This is a genomic window from Streptomyces prunicolor NBRC 13075 (assembly GCF_000367365.1).
Lineage (GTDB): Bacteria > Actinomycetota > Actinomycetes > Streptomycetales > Streptomycetaceae > Streptomyces > Streptomyces prunicolor.
In genome coordinates, this window is sequence record NZ_BARF01000025.1 from 1 (window position 1) to 17,863 (window position 17,863).

Genomic DNA, 17,863 nt, shown 5'->3' on the forward strand with positions numbered 1-17,863 from the left:
GGGGCACTTCCTCGCCCGCGCCGTGCGCGACTCCGGTGAACTCGCCGCCATTCCGGATCAGTTCGACGACGGGCTTGATGCGGCCGACGAGTGTGGCGATGGTCAGGTCCCAGACGCCTTCGACGGTCATGAGTGGCTCTTCCTTGTGGTGGGGTCGGTCGGGAGATGCCGATCGGGTGTTACAGGGCAGCGGGGGCCTGGCCGTGTGCGCGCCAGGTGGTGCCGCGGCGTTCGTGTGCGAACAGTTCCTCCACGGCATGCGCGACCCGCGGACCGATCTCGCGCTCCAGCAGATACAGGCCCAGGTCGAGGCCGGAGGTGACGCCGGCGCCGGTGACCAGGTCGCCGTCGTCGACGACACGGGCGTGGACGGCGTGGACGCCGGTGGCTTCGAGCATGTCGAGGCCCAAGTGGTGGGTGGTGGCGTTGCGTCCCTCGATGAGTCCGGCCATGGCGAGGACCAGCGAGCCGCCACACACCGCGGCCATGGTGATCCGCGGATTGTCCATGGCGGCCTTCAGCAGCCCGGGCAGTTCGGTGGTCAGGGTGCGTCCGAGGAGGACGGGGATGAACTCGTCCTGCTGCCACGCCGACGCGCTCTCGCCGTCGGTGTCGGGCACCTCGCCCGGCTCCCCGACCCGGCCGGAGGCCCCCGGCACGAGAACGAGGCCGGAGCGGGCGGGGTCGAGCGTGCCGGTGGCCCGCAACATCAGGCCGCCGGTACCGCTGACGACGTCCCGGGGCCCTTCGGCCGAGACCAGTTCCACGGTGACGGCGCCGTCGGAGGCGGTGCCGCCTGCGTAGAGGACCTCATAGGGAGCGACGACATCAAGCGGGTCGAAGCCGTCGAACAGAACGATCTGGACGTGCATGTGGCGTCTTCCGTCGTAGGAGCTGCCGGTGATCACCGGCCTGTCCCCGACGGTAGAAGCGAGGTGTGGGAGGCAACCAGAGGGATCGGTGACAGGGTCCGACGGGATCTCGCCACGCCGAACCGACCGCACGGAAACTTCTGTCGCAAGGCTTGACCCATGGGGTGGAGGAGCGCACAGTCTCTCGTTAATGCGCATTACGTAATACGCATTAACGAGCGTCACCGATCGCGCAGGACCCTGCCCTGGAGGAGAGAGACCGCTGTGGAGGAACACAGGAAGCGGCCCGGACGTACGCCCGCTCCCGCCGGGCGTACCTCACGGCCCCGGCAGGCCGAGGTGGCTCGGCTGGCGGGGGTGTCGCAGGCGACCGTGTCGCTGGTGCTCTCCCCGAAGCCCGATGCCAAGGGACGGGTCATCTCCGAGGAGACCCGCCTGCGGGTCCTGGAGGCGGCCCGCAGCCTCGGCTACGTCCCGGACCCGGCCGCCCGGCGCCTGGCCGCTGCCCGCAACAACCTCCTCGGCGTCTTCAGTTTCACCGCCACGTTCCCGACCGAGGTACAGCACTCGTACTACCCGTTCCTGGTCGGTGTGGAGTGCGAGGCGGCGGCGCTCGGGTACGACCTGGTGCTGTTCACGGGGTCGAGCAGCGGCGGCGCGGGGGCCGCGGGTCCCGACGCCCTGAGCCGGGTCCGGCTCGCCGACGGATGTCTCTTCCTCGGTCGGCACACCCCCCGGGCGGAGCTCAAGCGGCTGGTCGAGGACGGCTTCCCCGTCGTACACCTCGGCCGCCGCGAGGAGTTGGAGGGCCTGGCGTGGGTGGGCGCGGACTATGTCGAGGCCACGCGTGAAGTCATAAGCAATCTGGCCGGGTTGGGGCATCGGCGGATCGTGCTCGTCCGTGAGGACGACGACGCGCCCGCGTCGGCGGACCGTCAACGCGGCTTCCTGGAAGGGCTGGAGGCGGCGGGCCTTGCCTCCGGGCCCACGGCCGTCTTCCGGTCCGCGGATCCGCAGCGGGACCTCACGCCCGAACGGCTGCGCGCCTGGGTCGGCGAGGGCGTGACGGCCTTCGTCGCGGAGGAGACCGACACCGGGGCGGCCTGGCGGGGGCTGCTCTCCGCCGTGGGCGAGACCGGTCTGGACTGTCCCGGGGAGGTGTCGCTCGCGCTGCTCGGCAACCCGCCCGCCGATCTGGCGGGTGAGCCCGAGCCGACCGGATTCGACATCCCCCGGCCGCAGTTGGGCGCCGCGGCGGTACGTCTGCTGGCCGCGCTCGTCGCGGGCGAGGAGGCGCGAGAGCCGCTCGTCAGCTGTGTCTTCCGACCGGGTCTGACGGCCGGACCGCCGCGTGCCCGTGCCTGAACACGGTCCGGACTCCCCTCCCCGATCAAAGGAGAAGCGTGATACCCAAAGCCGACATCCTCGTCGTGGGCGGCGGTCTCGGTGGCGTCGCCGCCGCACTCGCCGCCTGCCGGGCAGGGCGCAGCGTGGTGCTCACCGAGGAGACGGACTGGATCGGCGGCCAACTCACCAGCCAGGCCGTACCGCCGGACGAGCATCCGTGGGTCGAGCGGTTCGGCACGACCGCCTCGTACCGGCGGCTGCGCGAGGAGATCCGGCGGTACTACCGCCACTGGTACCCGCTACGGGCCGAGGCCTTGGCGCTCACCGACCTCAACCCTGGAGCGGGCCGCGTCAGCAAGCTCTGCCACGAGCCGAGGGTCGCCCTCGCCGTCCTGGAGGGGATGCTCGCGCCCCACCGCACGGCGGGACGACTGACCGTACTCACCGAGCACCGGCCGGTCTCCGCCGAGTCGGACAACGATGTCGTGCGGTCGGTCACGCTGGAGGACCTGCGCGACGGGACGCGTCGCACCCTCACCGCGCGTTACGTCCTGGACGCCACCGAGACGGGCGAACTCCTCCATCTCGCGGGCCTCGAGCACGCCAACGGGGCCGAGGCGCGCGCCGAGTTCGACGAGCCGCACGCCCCGGACCAGGCTCAACCTCTCAACCAGCAGGGCATCACGGTCTGTTTCGCGCTCTCCCACCACGAGGGCGAGGACCACACGATCGACCGCCCGCAGGACTACGGCTTCTGGCGCACCTACCAACCCTCGTTCTGGCCGGGCCCGTTGCTCGGTTTCGAGGCGCCCGACCCGCGCACGCTGGAGCCGGTGCCGCGGACCCTCGTACCGAATCCGGATCTCGATCCGCTCGGCGTCTCGGCCGATCAGAGTGCCGATGCCGGCGACAAGGAGCTGTGGGGTTTCCGTCGCATCCTCGCCCGCAAGATGCACGTGCCGGGCGCCTTCGACTCCGACATCACGCTCGTCAACTGGCCGCTCAACGACTACTGGCTGAAGCCGTACATCGGCCAGAAGGCCGAAGCACTGCGCGAGGCACGGCAGTTGTCGCTGTCGCTGCTGTACTGGCTCCAGACCGAGGCACCACGCGGGGACGGCGGCACCGGCTTCCCGGGCCTGCGGATCCGCCCGGACGTGACCGGCACGGCGGACGGTCTGGCCAAGGCGGCGTACGTCCGCGAGTCCCGCCGTATCAAGGCGGTCACCATGGTCACCGAGCAGGACGTGGCGATCGACCTGGTCGGCCCGTACGGCGGCATCCGGCACCGGGACTCCGTCGGTGTCGGCAGCTACCGCATCGACCTGCATCCCTCGACCGGCGGCGACGGATACATCGACATCGGGTCCGTGCCGTTCGAGATCCCGCTCGGCGCGCTCGTTCCGCGCCGGGTGCGCAATCTGCTGCCGGCCGGCAAGAACATCGGCACCACGCACATCACCAACGGCTGTTACCGGCTCCACCCCGTGGAGTGGAACGTCGGCGAGGTCGCCGGTGCCCTGGCCGCGCACTGTGTCGCCGAAGACGTCGAGCCGCACCAGGTGCAGGCCGAGGGCAAGCGGTTCGAGGAGTTCGCGCGGCTGCTCGACCGCGACGGAGTGCAACGCCACTGGCCGGACGTACGCGGCTACTGAACTACCCCCGCGTGGAGGGGAGTTCGGGCGAGGCGCTCCTACCGCCCCGCCCGGTGACCGCCCGCGCGAACCGATCCAGCACAAGGAGGTGCACGGATATGAACACACCCCGCATCCGCGTCGGCATCGACGTGGGCGGAACCTTCACCGACGCCGTGGCCGTGGACGCCACGACCCTCGAACTCCTGGGGCAGGTCAAGGTCCCCACCACCCACCATCACGAGGACGGCGTCGCGCACGGCATCGTCGTCGCGCTCGATCGGCTCCTGGAGCAGACCGGCCGCTCCCCCGCCGACGTCACCTTCCTGGCGCACGGCACGACCCAGGCCACCAACGCCCTCCTGGAGGGCGACGTGGCGACCGTCGGCTTGATCGGCATCGGGACCGGCCCCGGAGCGGTGCTCACCCGCCGCCTCGCTTCGTTCGCCAACGTCGAACTCACCCCCGGCAAAAGGCTTCCGTTGGCCTACGCCCATGTCCCCGACCCCCAGGACACGGCAGCCGTCCGGCGCGCAGTCGAAGAGTTGAAGGGCGAAGGTGCCCAAGTCCTCGTCGCCAGCCAGCCGTTCAGCGTCGACCGCCCCGAGGGCGAGCAGGCGGTCCTGGACGCGGCACGGCCGTACGGGCTGCCGATGACCGCCGCGCACGAGATCACCTCGCTGTACGGGCTGCACAAGCGCACCCGTACCGCCGTGGTCAACGCGGCGATCCTGCCCCGCATGCTGGCCACCGCCGACCTCGTCGACGCCTCCATCACCAAGGCGGGTGTGACCGCGCCGCTGATGGTGATGCGCTGCGACGGCGGTGTGATGGCGCTCGACGAGATGCGCCGCCGACCGCTCCTGACGGTCCTGTCGGGACCGGCCGCCGGAGTCGCGGGCGCCCTGATGCAGGAGCGGGTGAGCGAAGGCGTGTTCCTGGAGACCGGAGGCACGTCGACCGATATCAGCGTCGTGCGCCGCGGCAAGGTCGCCGTCCGGCACGCCACCATCCTCGGCAAGACCTCGTATCTGAACGCGCTCGATGTGCGCACGGTCGGCGTCGGCGGGGGCTCCATGGTGCGGATCGGCGGCGGTCGGGTGACGGGCGTGGGGCCGCGCAGCGCGCACATCGCGGGGCTGCCGTACGCCTGCTTCGCCTCCACCGACCAGCTGCGCGACGCGAAGGTGGACACCGTCCGGCCGATGGACGGTGACCCCGCCGACTACGCCGTGATCGATACGGCGGGCGGGCGGTTCGCCGTCACCATGACCTGCGCCGCCAATGCCCTCGGCCGCGTCCCCGAGGGCGACTTCGCCCACTGTGATCCCGAGAGCGCGCGTGCCGCGATCGCGCCGCTGGCCGCGTATCTCGGCACCGACGTCGCGACGGCGGCGACGCGGATCCTCGACGCGGGCGTCGCCCAGGTGAAGACGGTGGTGGACGCCATGATGCGCGACTACCGCCTCGACAAGGACACGGCGGTTCTCGTCGGCGGGGGCGGCGGTGCCGCATCCGTCACCCCGTATCTGGCCCACACCAGCGGGATGGATGGGCGGATCGCCCGCAACAACGAGGTCATCAGCCCCATCGGCGTCGCCCTCGCGCTTGTACGGGAACAGGTCGAGCGGATCGTGCCCGGCGCCACGCAGGAGCAGATCCTCGCTGTCCGGGCCGAGGCGGAGCGGGCGGTCGTCGCGCAGGGCGCCGCCGCCGAAGGCGTCGAGGTCGAGGTCACCGTGGATCCGCAGACCAGCACCGTGCGCGCGGTCGCGACCGGCGCCACCGAACTGCGCACCCAGGACCGCTCCCACCGCGCCGACGACGCCGAGCGGCTCCACGCCGCGGCGGCCAGTCTCAAGACCGACCCCGCGGCGGTCCACGTCCTTGCGGGCACCGCCGCCCACACCGTCTACGGCACCGAGACGCGCCGCCGCCTGCGGCCGGCCCGGCACCCCATTCGGATCGTCGACGTCGACGGCGTCGTACGCCATCACTCCGCCGACGCCCGCGTGGAGACCACCACCGTGGCAGGCGCCCCGGAGGTGCTCGCCCGGCTGGTGGGCGAGGCCACCTCGTACGGCGACGGCGGGGTACGCGCTCCCGCCCTGCGGCTGCTGCTCGGCTCCCGCATCGCCGACCTGTCCGGCGTCCTCGATCCTCAGCCCCTACTCGCGCTGGCCCACAGCGAGTTGCGGACCCGCGCGGCCGACGAGCCGGTGGTCGCGGTGCTGGAGGTGCGGTCATGACGGCCACTGAACCCACCATCCGGGAGCAGGAGCTGGCAGATCTCGCATCCGTGGACGACACGGAATGGGGCGTCCGGCTGCTGGCGGCCACGCCCACTCACGAGGGCCGGGATCTTGGCCTGCTGCGCCAATGGGCGTGCAGGGCCGACGAGTTCGGGGCTCGACTCGCCCCCGTCCCCTCCGCCGCGCGCGTGGTCGAGCGGGACGGCGGCCTGGAGTCGATGCTGCTCGCCCGCTACACGTCACGGCCCCCGACGGTCGAGTTGTACACCGACACGCTCGCTCTCGCCGAGGAGTTGGTCGATGCCCGTGGCTGGCGTGCCTGGTACCCGCCGGGGTCGGTGCGCGCGGCCGCGCTCGCCCACGAGGCCGTGCACGCCCGCCTCCACCACGGACCCGAGAAGGCCGCGCTCAAGCAGGCGCTCGGGCACACCGTGCTGCGCCTCGGACGCCACCGCGTGGCCGGTCATGTCGCCGGTGCGGAAGAGGTCGCCGCGCACGCCTACGCCCGAACCGTCTGCGGACTCGGCCGCAGCCCCCTGCTCCTCACCGCCGCACTGCGTGCGGTACTCCCCCGGCCCGGAAGAGAGAAGTGACCCATGGGTGTCGTCATCCTTCTCGTCATGGCGGCCGGTGTCGCCCTGATGCTCGCCCGCAGACTGCCCACCGCCTTCGCGCTGGTGCTGCTCGCCGTCGTCATCGCCTTCCTCGCCGGGGCACCGTTCACCGGCAAGAACAGTGTGCTGGACACCGTTCTCCAGGAGGGCGCGCCGACCCTGGCCGCCACCATGATCGCGATCATTCTGGGGTCCTGGCTGGGCAAGCTCCTCGACGAGACCGGCATCGCGGGCACCCTCGTCCGCAAGATCGTCGAGTTCGGCGGTGACCGTCCGACCGTGGTGGCCCTCGGTGTCCTCGCCGTGTCCGCACTCGTCGGTACGGTGACCGGCTCGGCGCCCGCCGCGATGCTCGCGGGCATCATCGGCATCCCCGCGATGATCGCCGTCGGCGTGCCCAAGGTGACCGCGGCGGGCACGGTGCTGATGGGCATCGCCGTGGGCATCCCCTTCGAGCTGCCGCTGTGGCAGTTCTTCTCCACCGCGCTGGAGCTCCCGATCCCGACCGTGCGCGGCTTCATGGAGAAGCTCTTCCCGTTCGCCCTGGCCGCCGCCCTCGCGTTCGTCCTCGTAGAAACGCGCCGACGTGGCACCGAGCACGCCTGGTCGCTCAAGTCCGTTGACACGAAGCCCCGTTCACGACGCGAGGAGCTGGGCGACGCGCCCTGGTACGCGCTGCTCGCCCCCGCCGTCCCGCTCGTCCTCGCCCTGGGTTTCGAACTCGCCATCATCCCCTCGCTGTTGGCGGGCGTCCTGTACGCGCTGGTCACCACGACCCGGCCCGGCGCGATGAACAAGCGGCTGCTGCGCACCCTGTACGGCGGCTTCGAGGTGGCCGCCCCGCCGATCGCCCTGTTCATCGCCATCGGCATCCTGCTGGCGGCCGTCAAACTGCCCGGCACGGTGGACGCACTCGAACCGCTCATCAAGGCGGTGAGTCCGCACAACCCCGTGGCGTTCGTCCTCGTCTTCACGCTCCTCGTCCCGCTGTGCCTCTACCGAGGCCCCCTCAACGTGTTCGGGCTGGGCGCGGGCATCGCCGGCGTCCTCATCGCCACCGGCATCTACCCCGCCGTCGCCGTCCTCGGTATGGCCACCTCGTACAACCAGGTCTTCGGCGTCGCCGACCCCACCAGCACTCAGACCGTGTGGAGCGCCCAGTACGCGGGCGTCACTCCCCAACAGGTCATGGTGCGCACCCTGCCGTACGTCTGGGCGGTCGCCCTCGGCGGCCTGTGCGTCACCGCCGCCACCTACCTCTGAGCCGTACACCTTCCGGAATTGGAGCCCGCCATGCACGAGCAGCACCTCGACCGGCGTCTCTTCCTGCGCGCCACCGCCGCCACCGGAGCCGCCCTCGCCGTCGGGACGTCCCTGGGCGCCCAGTCGGCAGCCGCGGCGCCCGGTGGATTCCCCGACTACGCCTACGTCCGCACGCTTCTGACGCCGTCTCAGCTGAAGTACAACCCCACCGGCGAGATCATCTTCCCCACCATCAGAGGCGTCTACGACAAGCTGGCCAACCCCCTCGGCCGCTACTACCTGTACTACGCGCCGCACGACGCGCCCGGCGGGATCTGCCTGGCCTACGGCAACTCGCTGGAAGGGCCGTTCACGGAGTACCCGTCGAACCCGATCGTCTCCAACAAGTGGTCGCCGTACTATTCCGTCAGCCATGTCTCGTCCCCGCACGTGCTGTGGAACGCGGACGCCAAGGAGTTCTGGCTGTACTTCCACGGCGAGAACACCACGACCCGCCTCGCTCGCTCGGCCGACGGCATCCACTTCACTTACGACAAGGTCGTCCTGTCGGCGTCCATGCTCCCGGCGGGCACCACGGAGACGTCGTACGCCCGGGTCTTCCGTCAGGACCTGCCCGCACGCGGCGCCCGTTACGTGATGGTCTTCATGCTGAACAACACCACCAACCACCGTGACATCCACTGGGGTTGGTCCGCCGACGGCCGCACCTGGACCTACGACCAGCAGCCTCTGGTCCGGCACACCGACGTCGGCGCCGTCAACATCGGCGGCCCGCACCTTCTTTACCGGAACAACAGCACCTACGTTGTCTACAACAAGGACAAGGAGAGCGGCGGCGACCTCATGATCACCGAGGTCGGCAACGACTTCAGCAAGCGCAACCACCTCGGCGTCTTCTACAACTCTCGCAGTACGGCCCCGGAGAACGGCCGCTCCGCGTCACCTTCCTTCGGCACGGATGGTGGTGTCCCGTACATGGTCTACGAGGCGGGAGAGCGGCTCGCGGGGTCCATCGCGGTGGCCCGGGGCTGACCGGACAGGTCCTCACCTGCCGATTCCGTGTCGGACGGGGGCTCTCCGCGCAGTTCAACTGCCGTGATCGCAAAGGCCAGTGGCCCGGGAAGCAGCAGGGCGAGCAGGGGCAGCATCCAAAGGAAGGCGACGCACAGTCCGACCGCCGCCGCGATCAGGGCGCAGCCCGTCGGGTCGGTGGCGGAGCGGCTGGCGGCCCGGTTCAGGGCCGGATGCCAGCCGCGCGCCACCTCCGGATCGGCGGCGGCGCGCAGGGTGAGGACGAGTCCCGTGGCCGCGAGAGCGGTCAGTGCCCATGACATCGGACGGGCGCCCGGGAGGCCCGCCCTCGCGAGGGCGAGGTCGAGGACGACCAAGGTCACGGCGGCGAAGACCGTCACGCCCGCCAGCACGGAACGACGAAGACCGTGCGCGCGGAACTCGGCGACGTACTCCCCCATACTCACCGGCCGGTCCTCGCGGATCGACCGTCGAAGGAGGGCGCAGGCCGCGGCGAACGCCGTAGGAACCGTGATCAGGGGGAGGGAGGCGACCGCCGCCGCCACGCCGACGGCGAGCATGTCGGCGAAGAGGGTGAAGCGGGGGCCGAACAGCTCGCCGGGTTCCCGGCGTTGGGGTGCGAGGGAACTCATCGGCTCAGCCCTTCAGTCCGGAGGTCGCCATGCCCTCCACCAGGTAGCGCTGGAAGGCGAAGAAGAACAGCACGATGGGCACGATCGAGATCACCGACATCGCGAACATCGGGCCGTAGGCGGAGGTGCTGGACTGGTCGACGAAGTTGCGCAGGGCCAGGGTGATCGTGAACTTCTCCGGGTCGAAGAGGTAGATCAGCTGGGTGAAGAAGTCGTTCCAGCTCCAGATGAAGGTGAAGATCGCGGTGGTGATCAGCGCCGGGCGGGTCAGCGGGAGGACGACCGACCAGAAGATACGGAACGGTCCGCAGCCGTCGATGCGGGCGGCCTCGTCCAACTCACGCGGCAGGCCGCGCATGAACTGGACGATGAGGAAGACGAAGAACGCCTCCGTGGCAAGGAACTTGGGCAGGATCAGCGGCCAATAGGTGTCCACCATGCCGAGTTTGTTGAAGATGATGTACTGCGGGATCAGCACGGCGTGGTGCGGCAGCATCATCGTGGCGATCATGAAGCCGAACATCGGGCCCCGCATCCGGAAGCGCAGCCGCGCGAAGGCGTAGGCGGCGAGGGAGCAGGACACGACGTTGCCGATGACCGAACCGACGCTGATCAGCAGGGAGTTGAGGAGAAGGCGGGAGATCGAGACGCCGCTGATTCCGTCGAGGGCGGTGGTGTAGTTCGACCACTCGATGTGGCTGGGCAGCAGCTTGAGGCTGGTGAGGACCTCGTTCGCCGGCTTGAGTGAGGTGGCGAACAGCCAGACCAACGGGTAGAGCAGGACGAGGAGTACGGCCACCAGGCCGAGGTGTTTCGCGATCGCCGCGGTGCGCGTGCGGCCGGAGTTGTTCTTGAGACCGGAGCTGTTCTTGAGGCCTGCGGCACTCTTCACGTCGGGCACGGTCGTGGCCATCAGGCCCCCTCGTTGGCGTAGAAGACCCAGGAGCGCGAGGTCCTGAAGAGGACGAGCGTGACCGCGCCGATGGCCAGGAGCAGGACCCAGGCCATGGCGGAGGCGTAGCCCATGTGCGAGGCGGTGAAGCCTCGTTCGTAGAGGTAGAGCGTGTAGAACTCGGTCGAGTCGGCCGGTCCACCGTTGCCGCCGCTGATCGCGAAGGCGGGGGTGAACACCTGGAAGGACTGGATGGTCTCCAGGACGAGGTTGAAGAAGACCACCGGGGACAGCATGGGCAGCGTCACGGACACGAACCGCCGCCACCGTCCCGCGCCGTCGAGCGCCGCGGCCTCGTACAGGTCGGCCGGGATCTGCTGCAACCCGGCGAGGAAGATGACCATCGGGGCGCCGAACTGCCAGGCGGAGAGCAGTGCGACGACGAACACCGCGAGGTGCGGGTCGGAGACCCAGCCGCCGGTGTGGATGCCGATGGAGGACAGGAGTTCGTCGACGGTGCCGCCGTCGTTGTAGAGGGCCCGCCACACCAGCGCGACCGCCATGCTCGCGCCGAGCAGCGACGGGGCGTAGAAGGCCGAGCGGTAAAAGCCTTTGGCCTTGCGGGTGTTGCTGAGCAGCAACGCGACGCCGAGCGCGATGGCGAGTTTGAGGGGGACGGCGACCACGACGTACAGGAGGGTGGTGCCGACCGAGCGCCAGTACCTCGGGTCCGCGGTGAACATGTCGCTGTAGTTGCGGAGTCCGACCCACTTGGGCGGGTCGAAGAGGTTGTAGTCGGTGAACGACAGATACAGGGACACGGCCATGGGGGCGAGCGTCAGGAGGACGACTCCGAGGATCCATGGCGTGAGGAAGATGTAGGCGGGGCCGCCGCGTTGACCGCGCTTGCGCTGTTCCGGTGGGGTCGCGGTGGCTCGTGCGGTGCGGGGCGGTGGGGTTGCCGTGGTGGTCATCGCAGCTCCCGCTTCGCCTCGGCGACATACTCCTCGGCGGCGCCTCGCGGGCTCTCCATGCCGTAGGAGACGCGCTGGTAGTCACGTTGGAAGGAGACCTGGAGGACGACATCGCCCCGGGGTGGTGCCATCGGTGGCGCGCCCGTGCCGTGGGCGGCGATCGTGCGGCCGTAGTCGTAGACCTCCTTCTCCGGGCCGGTGAGGGTCTTGCCTATCGACTCGGCGATCTTCTCGTTGGGGGGTGTGGAGCGGGTGACGCCGAGGATCTTGCCGGCGGCGGCGTCGTTGAGCAGGAAGTCAATCAACTCGGCCGCCTCCTTGGGGTGTTGGGTCCCGGCGCCCGCGCCGATGAGCATGGTCGGCTTGAAGTACTGGCCCACCTTGCCGTCGGTCGTGGGGACCGGCGCGAAGTGGACCTGGTCGCCGAGCAGGGGCGGGTAGCCGAGAAAGGGGGCGTCCCAGTTGAAGTCGGTCGCCGCGATGCCGCGTCCCATCGGAGTGTCCTCGACGGCGCCGCCGATCTGGGCGGTGTCCCGGGCCTGCGAGACGACGCCCGCGCGGCGCAGCCTGTCGGTGAACGTCCAGAAGTCGGTCAAGTCGTCGGTGGTGAAGCCGAGTCGGTGCTCGGAGGCGTACAACTCCTTGCCCCTGCTGCGCAGCCAGGTCTCGAAGGCGTCCTCGTTCACGCCGAGGTCGGAAAGACCGGTGTAGGTATGACCGTTGGGGCCTTTCATGCCGAGCGCGCTGATCTTCTTGCCCGCTTCCGCCCAGTCGTCCCAGGTCCAGCCCGGCTGGGGCGTGGCGACTCCGGCCTTCTTGAAGACCGTGGCGTCGTAGACGATGCCGGTCGTGCCCTTGCCCATCGGGAGGGCGTACTGCTTGCCGTCGTAAACACCCGTGCGGGTCAGGGACTTGTCGAAGTCGGCCGTCTGGAGCGTGCCGTTCTTGACGTAGGGGCCGAGGTCGAGGAGGGTGCCGCTGCCCGCGTACTGGGATATCTGCCGGTAGTCGAGCTGGGCCACGTCGGGCAGGTCTCCGCCGGCGGCCTGGGTGGCGAGCTTCTGCACATACGCCGGGTAGCCGGCGAAGGAGGTGCGCACCGTGATGTTCGGGTGGCGCTTCTCGAAGAGGGCCACGGCGGCGTTGGTGCGTTGCGCGCGGTCGTCGTTGCCCCACCAGGCGAAGGTGAGTGTCACTTTCCCGCCCGCCGCCGTGCTCGCTCCGTCGCCGTCGGAACAGCCGGCGAGGAGGGGGGCGACCAGGGCGCCCGCGGCGGCGCCGAGGACAGCTCGTCTCCGGAAACTGGGTGGCGTCATGGCGATGCCTCCTGAGTGGGGCGTGGACATCGTTGTCTGAGGTCAGGAGTTGTTGCCCGGTCCGGCAGAGCGTGGGGGGGAACGGACGGATGACATGGCACGAGAGCGCGACCCATCGGGCCGTGCTGGATGAACGGCGGGGGGGTATGGCAAGCGCTTTCGCCTTGCGAAGAACGTAGATCCCGTCCGTCCGGTCGGTCAACGGTGCTGCACCATGTTTGTTCGGACATGGGGCACGCGTGCGCAGGTCGGTACACGTGCCCCACTGTCCGATTCGGCCTCGCCGGTCGTACGGGGAGGGCCTGACAGCCGTACAGGGAGGAGCTAGAGACGCACGGCCGACGCCTGCCGGGCGACCTCGACGAGCCGCTCCCGGACCAGCTCCATGCACAGCCGCATGTTCTTGTCCGCGATGACGTTGTCCGGGATGCGGCAGGCGAACTGAAGGCCCTCGTGGACCCGGGTCACCCACGCGCACACCTGGTCGCCGTACGACACCCGGATCAGTCCGTACGCCTTGAGTTCCTGCCAGCGCTCCGAACCGGGCAGGGCGCGCGAGTCGACGTAGGAGACGATCGAGTACAGGTCGGGGGACGTGGGCCGGAAGTCGGCGCCCAGCAGGCGCAGGACGCGGGCGATGGGCATGCGGGCCAGCGGGCGGTTCTCGCGGAGGGTGGCGCGGACCATGCGCAGGGCGTGGTCGAAGTCCGTGGCGTGCTGCACGGGGATCTCGATCGGGGCGCCGCCCACGTACCAGCCGACCGAGTCGGCCCAGCGGGACTTGGCGCGGGTGTGGAAGGGGACAACGGTGCGGTACACGTCGAGGCCGCTGATCTCGCGGGCGGCGAGGGCTACGGCCGCGAGGATGCCGACGAGGCTTCCGCCATAGGGGCGGCAGTACGCCTCGAAGGCCGCCGCGTCCGTCTCGTCGACGAGCATCTCCTGGAGGAACTTCTGCGTGGGCAGCGGTCCTTCGGGGTCGAGGCCGAGGTCGACGGGGAAGTTCGGCAGTTTGCCGTCGCAGCGGGCGATGAACTCGCGCCAGCGGGAGACGACGGTGTGCGTGTCGTCGATCTGGTCGGCGTCCGTGCGCTCGCCCGCGCAGAAATCGATGTAACTGGCGACGGGCGCCGACTCGACGGCCTTCCCGGCGAGGCCGGCCTCGTACAGCTCGTGGACCTCGCCCGCGATGCGATGCAGCGAGTAGGCGTCGACGTTGCTGTGGTCGAACGCCAGGTAGACGCTCGTGCCGTCGTCCCGGACGACCGCCGCGAAAAGGAAGTTCGGCCAGGTGAGCGCGTCCGCCGTCACATCGAAACGGTCCTGCAGGTACCGGGTCAGCGTCACCGCGTCCGTGAACTCCCCCACGTCCTCGCGGTGCAGGGCCACGGCGTCGGCGTCCAGGGTGAAGCGGCGCATCTCGTCACCGGCCCACCTGAAGCCGCTGCGCAGCGTCTCGTGCCGGAGCATCCAGGAACGCAACGCGCCCTGGAGCACGTCGAGTTCGATCCGGCCCGGCATGTCGAAGGCGGTACCGAGCCAGGTCGGCACGAACAGCCCGTCCTCGCGCACCGAGCGCGCCGTACGGATGTGGGACTCCTGCACGTACGCCGGTGGCCGCGCATCGTCCGGAAGGGCCCGCGCCGCTCCTACGGCCGTCGGGTGCAGCGTCCACTCGACGAGTCGTCCGGGTCGGATCTCGCACCGCTGAAGGTCACTCATGCGCACAGGGCTCTCCGTTCGCCTGCCCACGGGAGGCCGCCGGGCACCACTGTCGATCCACGCCTCCATGCCGCTCGGGCACCGCTCACTGCATGGGAGATCAACGATCGGATATTCGGAAAGCAACGCTGTGAACAGGCTTGCTGATCAGTTCATTTCAGCCGGTGCGGTGGAGCTGCGCCGCGAGGTGGTGTTGCAGCGGTTGTCCTACGGCTTCCAGGTCGTGGGCGAAGGTGAGTGTGGCGGCGTCGGTGAGGGTGTAGCGGCGGCGGGTGGCGGTGACCTTCTTTGCGGTGGGGGCGAGGGCGATCTCGTGGGTGGCGAGGTCGACCGTGTCGCCGGTGGCGGTTCCGACGAGGATCTCGGCGATGCCGGTGGGCTGGGTGATCAGTGCCTCGATCCGGCCTTCGGGTTGCAGGCGCCACCAGCCGCTCTCGCGGGCCGCGGGGCGCAGTGGTGTGCCTTCGGCGTCGAGGATCCAGGCTCGGGCCTCGTAGTGCAGGAAGGGGCGGCCGTCGTGGCTGAAGGTGACGTCCTGGGCGTAGGCGAAGTCGCCGTCCAGCGTGGGGTATTCGCCCTCGCCTTGGCCGTGCCAGTGGCCCAGGAGGGCGAGGACGGGGGTGAGCAGGGGGTGGGGGGCGGGTTTCTCGTCCGGGTGGTGGGCGTCGGGGTACGGGGGGTTGGGCACGGGCGCTCCTGTGGTTGGTGCGGGTGTCGGGGCGCAGCTTAAGCGCTCCGCGCGAAGTGCCCCGATATGCCGTCTTGCCAGTGACTCGCCATCGTGGCTGGTCGCGCCCACGCGGCGGAGCCGCAAATAGACACAGCCCCGCGCCCCTTGGTGCGCCGCAGTTGACCCGGGATTCGTCGGCTACGAAGTTTTTGCTAACTCGCGGGGACCCCATGAACCGGCCCCCACCTGCACGGAGTCCCCTTTGTCCACCCGAACGCGCGGCCGGTAATGGTGAGTTCACCTTGCTCCCCTTCCACCCCGTTCTACGCGCGTGGTGTCATGCACCTGCCCGCCACCCCCCACGTGGGCATCAACTCGACTAGGAGTCACGCATGTTGAGGACGTTCCTCGGCCGCGCGGGTGTCGCGCTGGCAGCCGGCGCCACCCTCTTCGTCACGGCAGTCCCCGCCAACGCCGCGACCTACACCGCCTTCGCCTTCTCCCAGGCCGGCACCACGCAACCGACCATCTACGACTTCATCAACTCGGCCACCTCCTCGCTCGACATGACGATGTACGAGCTGGAGGACACGACCGCCGTCAACGACCTGATCGCACTGGAGAACAAGGGCGTCACCGTGCGGGTGGTCCTGGACCGCGCGCACCAGTCCGCCAACAGTTCGGCGTACACGGCGCTGACGAACGCGGGCGTGGGCGTGGTGTGGTCGCCGTCCAGCTTCGTCTACACCCACCAGAAGACGATCACCGTGGACGCCACCAAGTCGCTTGTCCTGACCGGCAATCTGACCTCGCAGTACTACTCGACCGGCCGCGACTACGGCGTCTTCACCGACGACACGCGTGATGTCGCCGCGATCGAGAAGGTGTTCAACGCGGACTACGCCGGCACCTCGGTCACCCCGACCGACGGCGACCATCTGCTCTGGTCCCCCACCGACTCCCGCAGCCGTCTGCTCACCGTGATCAACGCGGCCACCACGACGCTCGACGTCGAGGAACTGGAGTTCAGCGACAGCACGGTGGTCAACGCCATCGTCGCCAGAGCGAAGGCGGGCGTGACCGTGCGGGTGGTGCTGGAGACCCCGTCCGACTACTCCAGCGAGGTCTCCGCGATCAAGGCGGCCGGTGGCACGGTCGTCGGCTACTCCGACCCCGACGGCTTCTACATCCACGCCAAGGCCATGGTCGCCGACTACGGCCTGTCCACCCAGGAGGTGGAGGCGGGTTCGATGAACATCAGCAGCAACTCCCTCTCGAACAACCGGGAGTTGGGCATCATCCTCACCGGCACGGGAGTGGCCCAGTCCGTCGCCACGACCATCGAGACGACGTTCAAGAGCGACTACGCGGGCGGTACCGCCGCCTAGGACTTCCGTGTGTCGTCGGTCGACTCCGAGGTCGAGGGCCTCGGAGTCTGCCGTACCGCGCGCAGGGCGAGGGCGAGTTCGGTGATGCCGCGCGGGTCGGTCAGTGAGCGGCCGGTGCGTTCGGCGATGCGGCGCAGGCGGGTGCGTACGGTGTTGGGGTGGACGTAGAGCTGCTTGGCGGCCTCCTCGGCGGAGCCGCCGCAGTCGAACCAGACGTCCAACGTGTCGAGCAGCAGGGCACGTTCGTCGGCGGGCAGGGCCTCGACGGGGCCGAGGACCTTGGCGGCGACGCGGGCCATGACGTCGGGTGCGCCGGCTGTCGCGACGGCGAGCGGTGAGTCGTCGAAGACGGTCACGGCGCTGCTCTCGGCGTCGCCGCCGCGCATGGCGACCTTGGCGAAGCGCAGGGCGTCGCCGGTGCGGTTCAGGTCGTCGTAGGAGGGGCTCACCCCGACGCGTCGCTCCGCGCGCTGTCCCAACACCTCGACCAGGTCGGGCAGATCGCGCGGGGTGCGCAGGTGGACGATGCCGAGTTGGAGGTCGGGGCGCAGTCGCCAGGCGGAGCGGATGCCGCGCCGGGTCAGGAGGTCCGTGATGTCCGGCAGGGCCTGTCGGCCGATCCCCGGTACCTCGGCGGCGACCACGGTGAACGGGCCCTCGCGCGGCACGCGCAGCACCTCCGCCGCGGACCACACGGCGTCGGCGTCCATGCTCCTGCCCTCCAGGAGGGCTTCCACCAGCGCGGAACGTTCCTGGTCGCCGGCGAGGAGCCGTCGGGCCACCTCGTCGTGGTATCCGGAGACCATGCCTTCGGTGATGCCGTCCTGGATCTCCCACATGGCGGTGGCCGCCGCGACCAGAACGTCGTTGCCCACCAGGGCGGTTGTGGTGGCCTCGGCGACCACGGACTCCCAGAAGTACTTCACGCCGACGCGGTAGGCGGTCATCACGGTCGGCAGCGGCACGTTCTGCCGGGCGCGGCGGCGGCCGATGTCGGCCGCCGCCGCGGTGTCCAGCGGTACCTGTCCGGTGAGTGCCTGGAGCGCGTTGCCGACGTGGGTGCGGCAGGCCTCCTCCAGGTCCTCGTCGGGCACCGCGTCGTAGTGGTACTCCCGCGCGCCGGAGCGGATCCGCGCCGCCATCTCCTTCGCCAGCTCCCCGACGCGTTCCAGCAGCACGGTCGCCAGGGCTCTGATCTCCTTGTCGACCAATGTCTTTTCTCCGGCTCACCGATCACAGGGGCTTGTTCTACGGA

The 17,863-nt window shown here is 69.8% G+C and carries 15 protein-coding genes; 7 read left to right on the plus strand and 8 right to left on the minus strand.

The genetic code is table 11. From position 1 onward, the window contains the following. Positions 1-179: 179 nt before the first annotated feature. Positions 180-872: a DJ-1/PfpI family protein gene (locus SPR02S_RS09790; protein ID WP_019056771.1), complete on the minus strand. Its 693-nt coding sequence runs from the start codon at positions 870-872 to the stop codon at positions 180-182. Between the two features lie 264 nt (positions 873-1,136). Between SPR02S_RS09790 and SPR02S_RS09795 the strand changes: the two genes are divergently transcribed. The 6 genes from SPR02S_RS09795 to SPR02S_RS09820 all read left to right on the plus strand — a co-directional run bounded on the left by SPR02S_RS09795 (position 1,137) and on the right by SPR02S_RS09820 (position 9,014). Continuing rightward, on the plus strand, positions 1,137-2,237 hold the full coding sequence (locus SPR02S_RS09795; RefSeq protein ID WP_026150380.1) for a LacI family DNA-binding transcriptional regulator: 1,101 nt from the start codon (positions 1,137-1,139) through the stop codon (positions 2,235-2,237). Between the two features lie 38 nt (positions 2,238-2,275). After that, complete coding sequence (locus SPR02S_RS09800; RefSeq protein ID WP_019056773.1) at positions 2,276-3,874, plus strand: FAD-dependent oxidoreductase; 1,599 nt, start codon at positions 2,276-2,278, stop codon at positions 3,872-3,874. A 98-nt stretch (positions 3,875-3,972) separates the two neighbouring features. Then, the gene (locus tag SPR02S_RS09805) at positions 3,973-6,102 is read left to right on the plus strand and encodes a hydantoinase/oxoprolinase family protein (RefSeq protein WP_019056774.1); all 2,130 of its coding nucleotides are present in this window, start codon (positions 3,973-3,975) and stop codon (positions 6,100-6,102) included. Continuing rightward, a complete protein-coding gene (locus SPR02S_RS09810) occupies positions 6,099-6,698 on the plus strand; it encodes a hypothetical protein (RefSeq protein WP_019056775.1) in 600 nt (199 codons plus the stop codon). The genes SPR02S_RS09805 and SPR02S_RS09810 overlap by 4 nt, the downstream gene beginning before the upstream one ends. A gap of 3 nt (positions 6,699-6,701) precedes the next feature. After that, complete coding sequence (locus SPR02S_RS09815) at positions 6,702-7,982, plus strand: TRAP transporter large permease subunit (protein ID WP_019056776.1); 1,281 nt, start codon at positions 6,702-6,704, stop codon at positions 7,980-7,982. Between the two features lie 30 nt (positions 7,983-8,012). Then, entirely contained in the window at positions 8,013-9,014 is a 1,002-nt protein-coding gene (locus tag SPR02S_RS09820; RefSeq protein WP_019056777.1) for a glycoside hydrolase family protein, read from the plus strand. Here SPR02S_RS09820 and SPR02S_RS09825 read toward each other — a convergent pair. From SPR02S_RS09825 to SPR02S_RS09850, 6 genes are all read right to left on the minus strand, one after another. Further along, positions 8,963-9,646 carry a DUF624 domain-containing protein gene (locus tag SPR02S_RS09825; protein WP_019056778.1) on the minus strand — a complete coding sequence of 228 codons (684 nt, stop codon included), beginning with the start codon at positions 9,644-9,646 and terminating at the stop codon, positions 8,963-8,965. The two genes, SPR02S_RS09820 and SPR02S_RS09825, sit on opposite strands and share 52 nt — an antisense overlap. 4 nt (positions 9,647-9,650) lie before the next feature. Next, positions 9,651-10,559 carry a carbohydrate ABC transporter permease gene (locus SPR02S_RS09830; protein WP_019056779.1) on the minus strand — a complete coding sequence of 303 codons (909 nt, stop codon included), beginning with the start codon at positions 10,557-10,559 and terminating at the stop codon, positions 9,651-9,653. Beyond that, positions 10,559-11,512, minus strand: a complete 954-nt coding sequence (locus SPR02S_RS09835) for a carbohydrate ABC transporter permease (RefSeq protein WP_019056780.1) — start codon at positions 11,510-11,512, stop codon at positions 10,559-10,561. The genes SPR02S_RS09830 and SPR02S_RS09835 overlap by 1 nt, the downstream gene beginning before the upstream one ends. After that, complete coding sequence (locus tag SPR02S_RS09840) at positions 11,509-12,828, minus strand: ABC transporter substrate-binding protein (protein ID WP_019056781.1); 1,320 nt, start codon at positions 12,826-12,828, stop codon at positions 11,509-11,511. The genes SPR02S_RS09835 and SPR02S_RS09840 overlap by 4 nt, the downstream gene beginning before the upstream one ends. Positions 12,829-13,152: 324 nt before the next feature. Next, positions 13,153-14,550, minus strand: a complete 1,398-nt coding sequence (locus SPR02S_RS09845) for a condensation domain-containing protein (protein WP_019056782.1) — start codon at positions 14,548-14,550, stop codon at positions 13,153-13,155. Between the two features lie 157 nt (positions 14,551-14,707). Next, positions 14,708-15,238 carry a nitrobindin family protein gene (locus SPR02S_RS09850; RefSeq protein WP_019056783.1) on the minus strand — a complete coding sequence of 177 codons (531 nt, stop codon included), beginning with the start codon at positions 15,236-15,238 and terminating at the stop codon, positions 14,708-14,710. Positions 15,239-15,612: 374 nt separating this feature from the next. Between SPR02S_RS09850 and SPR02S_RS09855 the strand changes: the two genes are divergently transcribed. Next, positions 15,613-16,608 carry a phospholipase D-like domain-containing protein gene (locus SPR02S_RS09855; RefSeq protein WP_019056784.1) on the plus strand — a complete coding sequence of 332 codons (996 nt, stop codon included), beginning with the start codon at positions 15,613-15,615 and terminating at the stop codon, positions 16,606-16,608. On the opposite strand, the gene SPR02S_RS09860 is transcribed toward SPR02S_RS09855, so the two are convergent. Beyond that, on the minus strand, positions 16,605-17,819 hold the full coding sequence (locus tag SPR02S_RS09860; protein ID WP_019056785.1) for a PucR family transcriptional regulator: 1,215 nt from the start codon (positions 17,817-17,819) through the stop codon (positions 16,605-16,607). The genes SPR02S_RS09855 and SPR02S_RS09860 overlap by 4 nt on opposite strands. Between the last annotated feature and the right edge of the window lie 44 nt (positions 17,820-17,863).

Coding starts and splice junctions, on each gene's coding strand:
- SPR02S_RS09835 (WP_019056780.1), bottom strand. CDS start 11,512: ATGACCACCACGGCAACCCCACCGCCCCGCACCGCACGAGCCACCGCG.
- SPR02S_RS09825 (WP_019056778.1), bottom strand. CDS start 9,646: ATGAGTTCCCTCGCACCCCAACGCCGGGAACCCGGCGAGCTGTTCGGC.
- SPR02S_RS09810 (WP_019056775.1), top strand. CDS start 6,099: ATGACGGCCACTGAACCCACCATCCGGGAGCAGGAGCTGGCAGATCTC.
- SPR02S_RS09845 (WP_019056782.1), bottom strand. CDS start 14,550: ATGAGTGACCTTCAGCGGTGCGAGATCCGACCCGGACGACTCGTCGAG.
- SPR02S_RS09790 (WP_019056771.1), bottom strand. CDS start 872: ATGCACGTCCAGATCGTTCTGTTCGACGGCTTCGACCCGCTTGATGTC.
- SPR02S_RS09805 (WP_019056774.1), top strand. CDS start 3,973: ATGAACACACCCCGCATCCGCGTCGGCATCGACGTGGGCGGAACCTTC.
- SPR02S_RS09830 (WP_019056779.1), bottom strand. CDS start 10,559: ATGGCCACGACCGTGCCCGACGTGAAGAGTGCCGCAGGCCTCAAGAAC.
- SPR02S_RS09855 (WP_019056784.1), top strand. CDS start 15,613: ATGTTGAGGACGTTCCTCGGCCGCGCGGGTGTCGCGCTGGCAGCCGGC.
- SPR02S_RS09840 (WP_019056781.1), bottom strand. CDS start 12,828: ATGACGCCACCCAGTTTCCGGAGACGAGCTGTCCTCGGCGCCGCCGCG.
- SPR02S_RS09820 (WP_019056777.1), top strand. CDS start 8,013: ATGCACGAGCAGCACCTCGACCGGCGTCTCTTCCTGCGCGCCACCGCC.
- SPR02S_RS09815 (WP_019056776.1), top strand. CDS start 6,702: ATGGGTGTCGTCATCCTTCTCGTCATGGCGGCCGGTGTCGCCCTGATG.